General features: G+C 44.9%; 8 protein-coding genes. 5 read left to right on the top strand and 3 right to left on the bottom strand.

The genetic code is table 11. The features are described from left to right. The coding region (locus ACWB1W_RS04460; protein WP_479370190.1) for a segregation/condensation protein A at positions 1-573 on the top strand (573 nt) is incomplete at its 5' end. On the opposite strand, the gene ACWB1W_RS04455 is transcribed toward ACWB1W_RS04460, so the two are convergent. From ACWB1W_RS04455 to ACWB1W_RS04445, 3 genes are read right to left on the bottom strand one after another with little or no spacing between them, the layout of a single operon-like run. Next, the gene (locus ACWB1W_RS04455; RefSeq protein WP_479370189.1) at positions 526-708 is read right to left on the bottom strand and encodes a hypothetical protein; all 183 of its coding nucleotides are present in this window, start codon (positions 706-708) and stop codon (positions 526-528) included. The two genes, ACWB1W_RS04460 and ACWB1W_RS04455, sit on opposite strands and share 48 nt — an antisense overlap. A gap of 11 nt (positions 709-719) precedes the next feature. Continuing rightward, a complete protein-coding gene (locus tag ACWB1W_RS04450; RefSeq protein WP_479370188.1) occupies positions 720-1,184 on the bottom strand; it encodes a hypothetical protein in 465 nt (154 codons plus the stop codon). Next, positions 1,166-1,915 (bottom strand): ParA family protein, encoded by a 750-nt coding sequence (locus ACWB1W_RS04445; RefSeq protein WP_479370187.1) that lies wholly within the window; start codon positions 1,913-1,915, stop codon positions 1,166-1,168. Before ACWB1W_RS04445 ends, ACWB1W_RS04450 begins: the two co-directional genes overlap by 19 nt. Before the next feature lie 243 nt (positions 1,916-2,158). Here ACWB1W_RS04445 and ACWB1W_RS04440 point away from each other — a divergent pair, with 243 nt between their 5' ends. The 4 genes from ACWB1W_RS04440 to ACWB1W_RS04425 form a co-directional block, all read left to right on the top strand. Beyond that, entirely contained in the window at positions 2,159-2,992 is an 834-nt protein-coding gene (locus ACWB1W_RS04440) for a hypothetical protein (protein ID WP_479370186.1), read from the top strand. After that, complete coding sequence (locus tag ACWB1W_RS04435; protein ID WP_479370185.1) at positions 2,965-3,612, top strand: hypothetical protein; 648 nt, start codon at positions 2,965-2,967, stop codon at positions 3,610-3,612. The genes ACWB1W_RS04440 and ACWB1W_RS04435 overlap by 28 nt, the downstream gene beginning before the upstream one ends. Before the next feature lie 17 nt (positions 3,613-3,629). Further along, the gene (locus ACWB1W_RS04430; protein WP_479370184.1) at positions 3,630-4,007 is read left to right on the top strand and encodes a hypothetical protein; all 378 of its coding nucleotides are present in this window, start codon (positions 3,630-3,632) and stop codon (positions 4,005-4,007) included. Positions 4,008-4,013: 6 nt separating this feature from the next. Beyond that, positions 4,014-5,623, top strand: a 1,610-nt coding sequence (locus ACWB1W_RS04425) for a DNA topoisomerase (RefSeq protein WP_479370183.1), incomplete at its 3' end; no start/stop codon positions are given.

Raw genomic sequence — 5,623 nt, 5'->3', positions numbered from 1 at the left:
GTTCTTTCCGAAATTGAAAAGGGAAGGGTAGATCCCTTCGATGTGGACCTTCAGTATCTAATCGGGCTGTTCAAAGAAGAAACCGAGAAGCTTAAAGAGTGGGAATACCTCGAGGAGGCGGGAAGGTTTCTTCAGGCCTGCACGAAACTCCTCAAGCTTCAGGTCGAGGAGATATTTCCCGCTCCCAAACCCGAGAAGAGAAAAGTAACCATAAAGGAAGTAAAGGAAGTTCTTGAAGAGAATCACGGGGGGAAACCGCAATACGACCTTTCCTTCCTCTGGGATTACAGCCCGAAGGTAGGGCGTCCCTCGGGATCTAAAGACAAACAAGAGAAAAGACTAACGTGGAAAGAATTTTGGGATGTAGCAAAAGTAGGCATCAAAGATGTCCTTTACGAGCAGGTGGATTATCAGAGACTTGCACGAAAGGTGAGAGAAAAAGTCCTCAGGGGAGAACCCATCAAAACGCTCAGAGAATTCATCGCATATCTTCATGCATACATGGAATTTGAAGATGTCCCGGAGCTATTTGAGCTTTTTCCTGCAATTGGCACAGAGGCTCAGTTTTCTTAGTTCCTTCTTCGTTAGCTCTCTCACTTCTATGCCATTTCTCCAGTTGAAAGATGTATAACCACAGGCGGGATAGCCATCCTCTCTGAGCAGGTGCCACTTCTTTCCGTAAGGACCTTTACCGACCTTAATCCTCATGCATACAATTTTCAGTTATAATCCCTATCCATAGAAGCATGAAGTTTTTCAATAGCAAGGTTAAGTATGTCAGAGAGATCCATTCTCTGGCCAGTCTTTAAAAACCGCATCTCTATTTCTTTGAGCTTTATCTCGTTCTCGGGTGATATGTAAAAGCCCTTAAACTTCCACTCTTTATGCTTTACGGTCCTTCCAGATTTTCCACCTGTTTGACTATCTGATTTTTTAGCTATCTGATTTTTTGGCTTTCTGAGGTCCTGTCCGCCCTCCGACGCCGCAGCTTCTGACTTCTCAATTGTCTGATTATTCGGTTGTTTAGATATCTGACTATCTACATCTTTATCGCGGGACTCTTTTTGCCTTACCCTTGCTGATTCCTTCTCTGATTGTTTAGCTACTTGAGTAGCTGATTGTTCAGATATTTGATTTTCTAATTGTCCAGACAGGAAGCCTTTTATCAGTCCTCTTTTAGCCATCTTCTCACCTCCTCAGATATGACCTTCAGATTTTCGAAAGTATCTTTATCAAGGCTCTCTTTGTAAGCCGGCCGTCTACTAATACTTGAATACTGGAAAGCACTTCTTTTATAGATAGGCGGAAGTACTTTATAGGGAAGAGCCTTGAGCTCTTCAAGAGCTTCATTGTGAAGGGTCACCGCCTTTTCAAACATAGTAGGTACTATTCCCACAACCTCCACCTCTTTGTTGGCAAACTCCTTGAGCTCAGTAAGCACCCTCATAAGATGTTTTAAGCCTGCAAGGCCGTAAAAGCGGGTCTCAGAGGGTATAAGTATGCCTTCCGAAGCTATCAGTGCATTCAGTGTCAGTATGCCTAAGTTAGGCGGCGTATCAACGATGACGATGTCGTATTCGCCTTCTTGTAACTTGTTCAGAGCCTTGCTAAGCCGGTGCTCCCTCGCAAGGGAAGATACGAGCTCAAGTTCAGCATTCGCAAGAAGGAGAGATGAAGGAATAATGTCAAAACTGCCTGTTTTCCTTATAGGCAGCTCCCCGTTAAGAAGCATTTCGTAGCTTGTCTTTTCGTCCTCAGATAGCTCACCTATCACGCTCATGGTAAGATTAGCCTGAGGATCAAGATCAACCGCAAGAACCTTTACACCTTCATCGTGGAGCAGATGCGCAAGATTAAAGACCAGCGTCGTTTTCCCAACACCACCTTTTTGGTTTACCACGCTCAGAACTTTCATATGGAAGATTATACTGTGAATAGCTAAATATTGCAATATTTAACTATCTAAAAAGCTATTGAAGTACATTGTACGCCGGCATGTAGATATGTAAATATTTAGCTATCTAAACTTTAACAAACTCTCTCAAACTTGTCTTGCTTTTTGATGCTATAACCTCACAAACAAACACGAAAGGCGGTGTTTTTTCCCTACGTAAGGTAATAACCTCAAATTGCGGACTTTCCGTCAGGAGGTCAGGTCATGGAGGTTGTAATAGGTTCGGTTATTGAGAAGCGCTACTACACTGCTTCAAAGGAATTTAGTCTTACCGCTATAGATCAAGGTTCCGGAATTCTTTTCCAGATTACGGGCGGAGAACAAGTCAAAAGAAGTGTCAGAAAGGTATTTCTTCCAAACATGGTTGGTGCACTTGATATACTCGGACTGGGACTATGGACGGGCAGGGAAGTTTGCGACGGAGTTTACTTTGAAAATGGAAAGAAACCAGGATGCGTGAGGATAAGAGTAAGAAAGGGAGATAATGAAAAGGTCTTTGTAGAGATACCTAACTTTGAGGCGGGGGCACTCTCAAAGTTCCTTCTGAAGGGACTTAATGACTTTTTCTCATACAGTTACCTCAACATTCACATAAAAGCGGAGAGGGAGGAGGACGTAATCACCATGAGCGTTAAGGTAGGCGATGCGGTAAAAGAGGTCATCTTTGACACCGGCTCCGCGGGGAGGCTGACATCCGCAATCCGAACCGCCGTCCTCGGAAGACTTGTGCACCGCAGGAAGATAGCAGGAAGGAAAGGCTACGTAATGGTCGGAGACTACTTCAAGACGGAAAACCCTAAACTTCAAAATCAGGTAGATGAAGCCGTAGCCAAGCTCAGGGAATATTGCGACAAAGAAGGTATCTTCCCCACACCGTTCATAAGGAAGACCCTGACCGAGAAGAACATACACTTTAAAACCTACATAACCTTCAGGGTAGGAGAGGGGTCTCGGGAAGAAGACAGGGCGTATATGTTTTTGCCCCTACCTCACGCATGGGGAATTGCGGAATGTATAAACAAGTTAATAACGAAATAATCCATAGGAACACCCTACATCCAGAACGCTACACCCATCTGCTCCTTACATCCCCCAGACACCCTCTAATAAAACTAAGGGGAATAATAACCTATCTCTTGCCAGACATCCTTAAAATAAATAACAAGGAGCCTAGACAGGAGGTAGGAGGAATGCCTGTTGCTAACGAAGCAGAACAAAGGTTCAAGGAATGGTTGGACTCTAAAGGCTATCCGTATCTGTATGTAGAACAGAGTCCGGAGCTATTTGCAACTTTCTTCCGTGACATAGAAGCTAAAAGACCCGATTTCCTCATTCTCGTTAAAGGGCTCGGACTAATAGCGGTAGATGTAAAAAGCAGAGAGTTGCAACAGGAACACGAAACGTTTATTATTGACGAAGAAAGAGACATAAGCAAATTAATTGCTTTTGAGAGAGTTTTCAGGATTCCAGTTTGGTTAGCAATCAGCAACGAGGCTTACGCCTATAGAACATGGTTTTGGATTACTCTATCAGAGATAGTAGAAAAGGTAGATAAACTGCCGAGTTCCCGCGATGGCAGGGAATTTAGAGCTATTCCGATTAAAATGTGTAAAACCGTCGGATGGAATGACAGTATAGGGGATATTTTCCAAATTTAAGTTGAGGAGGGTGAGTTATGCTTATAAAGTTGGTACTGACTCTCCTGATTGCTTCCCTTTCATGGGCTTCAGTTCTTTGTCCGAAACATATACAAACCAGAGTCAAATCTGCTATTAAAACTGAACTTATCACTGAGGGAGAAAGCCTGCGAGGCTTCAGGGTATTCATAAGAAGTTCATCGGGCGGAGCTAAAATTATGGCTCCAGTAGGTAGAACCAAAGCGGCTTGGATTACTCATTGGGGTGATTATTTGGAGTTACTATATGTGCTCCAAGAGGATACGCTACCCAAAGATCAGTTCCCTGTGAAGGTTCTTGCGGATGGTAAAACGTACATATGTACTGTTTCTATTTATTACACCTTCTACGGCGGATTGGTAGCGGAAGTTGAGTAGCAATTCATGAAAGTAATACTCGCTGAAAAACCCAGCGTTGCGGTTGACGTAGCAAAATCTCTGGGAAGGTTTGATAGAAAAGATGGCTATATTGAAGCGGGAGAATACGCCATCACATGGGCGTTCGGTCACCTGTTTGAGATAGATGATTCGGTGGCTCCTCAGAAGTGGAGCATGGATACTCTCCCTATTTTCCCCGAAAAGTTCAAGTACAAGCTTACCAAAGGGGTAGGCAAACAGTTCAAGGTCATCAAGGAGCTCCTCAAGAAGGCAGATGCGGTGATAATAAATACAGACGCAGGAAGGGAAGGTGAGCTGATAGCGAGGCTAATACTGCTTCAGGCAGGATGGAAGAATTGGGACAAAACTTACCGCCTCTGGACTTCCGAAGCCTTGACTCCGGATGTTGTAAGAAGAGAATTAAAGAACCTTAAGCCTGCCAAGAACTTTGACTCTCTCTATTACTCTGCCCTTGCAAGGCAACATTCGGACTGGATAGTAGGTATCAATCTCACGAGGCTGGTGAGCCTGAAGTCTTCGGACGGAAGTGTGTGGAGCGTTGGAAGGGTTCAAACCCCTACCCTGAAGCTAATTGTGGAGCGGGACCTTCAAATAGGGAATTTCAAACCCCAGCCTTACTGGGTGATAAAGGGAAAATTCAATAAAGGGGGAGAGCTGTATGAAGGGTGGCTACTGGTGGGAGATGCGCTGGAGGATACTGATGAAGATGGAGAGGATGGAGAAGAAGGAGGGGAAGAGGACAGGAACTTCAGGCTTTCAAAGGATAAAGCGCTTCTTATTCTCAAGGAGCTTGAGAAAGAAAAGTGGGGAAGCATCTTAGAGGTAAAAAGACAGAAAAAGAGGGAAAAGCCCCCGCTCCTTCATTCGCTCACTTCTCTCCAGAGGGAAGCCAACCGCCTGTACGGATTTTCCGCTAAGAAGACTCTGGACATAGTCCAGAGGCTCTATCAGGACTATAAGGTCCTATCCTATCCCAGGACCGATGCTCAGCATCTGGGAAACTCCAATAAGGAGCTTGTCAAGAAGATTCTCCGGAAGTTAGGAAAAGATGAGCTCATAGAAAGGGTGGATACAGTAGGAAGGAGGGTTTTTGACGATAGCAAGCTTACAGACCACCATGCTATAATCCCCCTCGCTCCCCTCCCGCCTAATGTTAAAGAGGATGAAAGGAAGATATATGGGCTTGTTCTGAGGAAGTTCATAGGAGCCTTTATGCCCGATTACGAATACGAGACCACAACCGTGATAACCAGGCTCGGCAGATACAGCTTTCTTACAAAGGGAAAGAGAGATATAAACCTCGGGTGGAAGGTCCTGTATCGGGAGAAGGAGAAAGAAAGTAAACTTCCTCAGCTGCATGAGGGGGATAGGGTTCTCAGGGTGAAGGTAGAGGGTGAGGAGAGAAAGACAAAACCACCTGCCCGGTATACGGAAGGAAGCCTGCTCAAAGTAATGGAGAAGCTCGGCTTGGGTACTCCTGCAACGAGGGCAGATATTATAAACACCCTGCTTGAGAGAGGTTATGTGGTCAGGAAGGGCAAAAGCCTCATGTCTACTCCCAAGGGAAGGGAGCTCATAAGCAAGCTCAAGGACTC

The organism is Aquifex sp., from assembly GCF_056494385.1.
The sequence above is the reverse complement of the archived record's forward strand: the minus strand, read 5'-3'. Positions and strand labels throughout refer to the sequence as shown.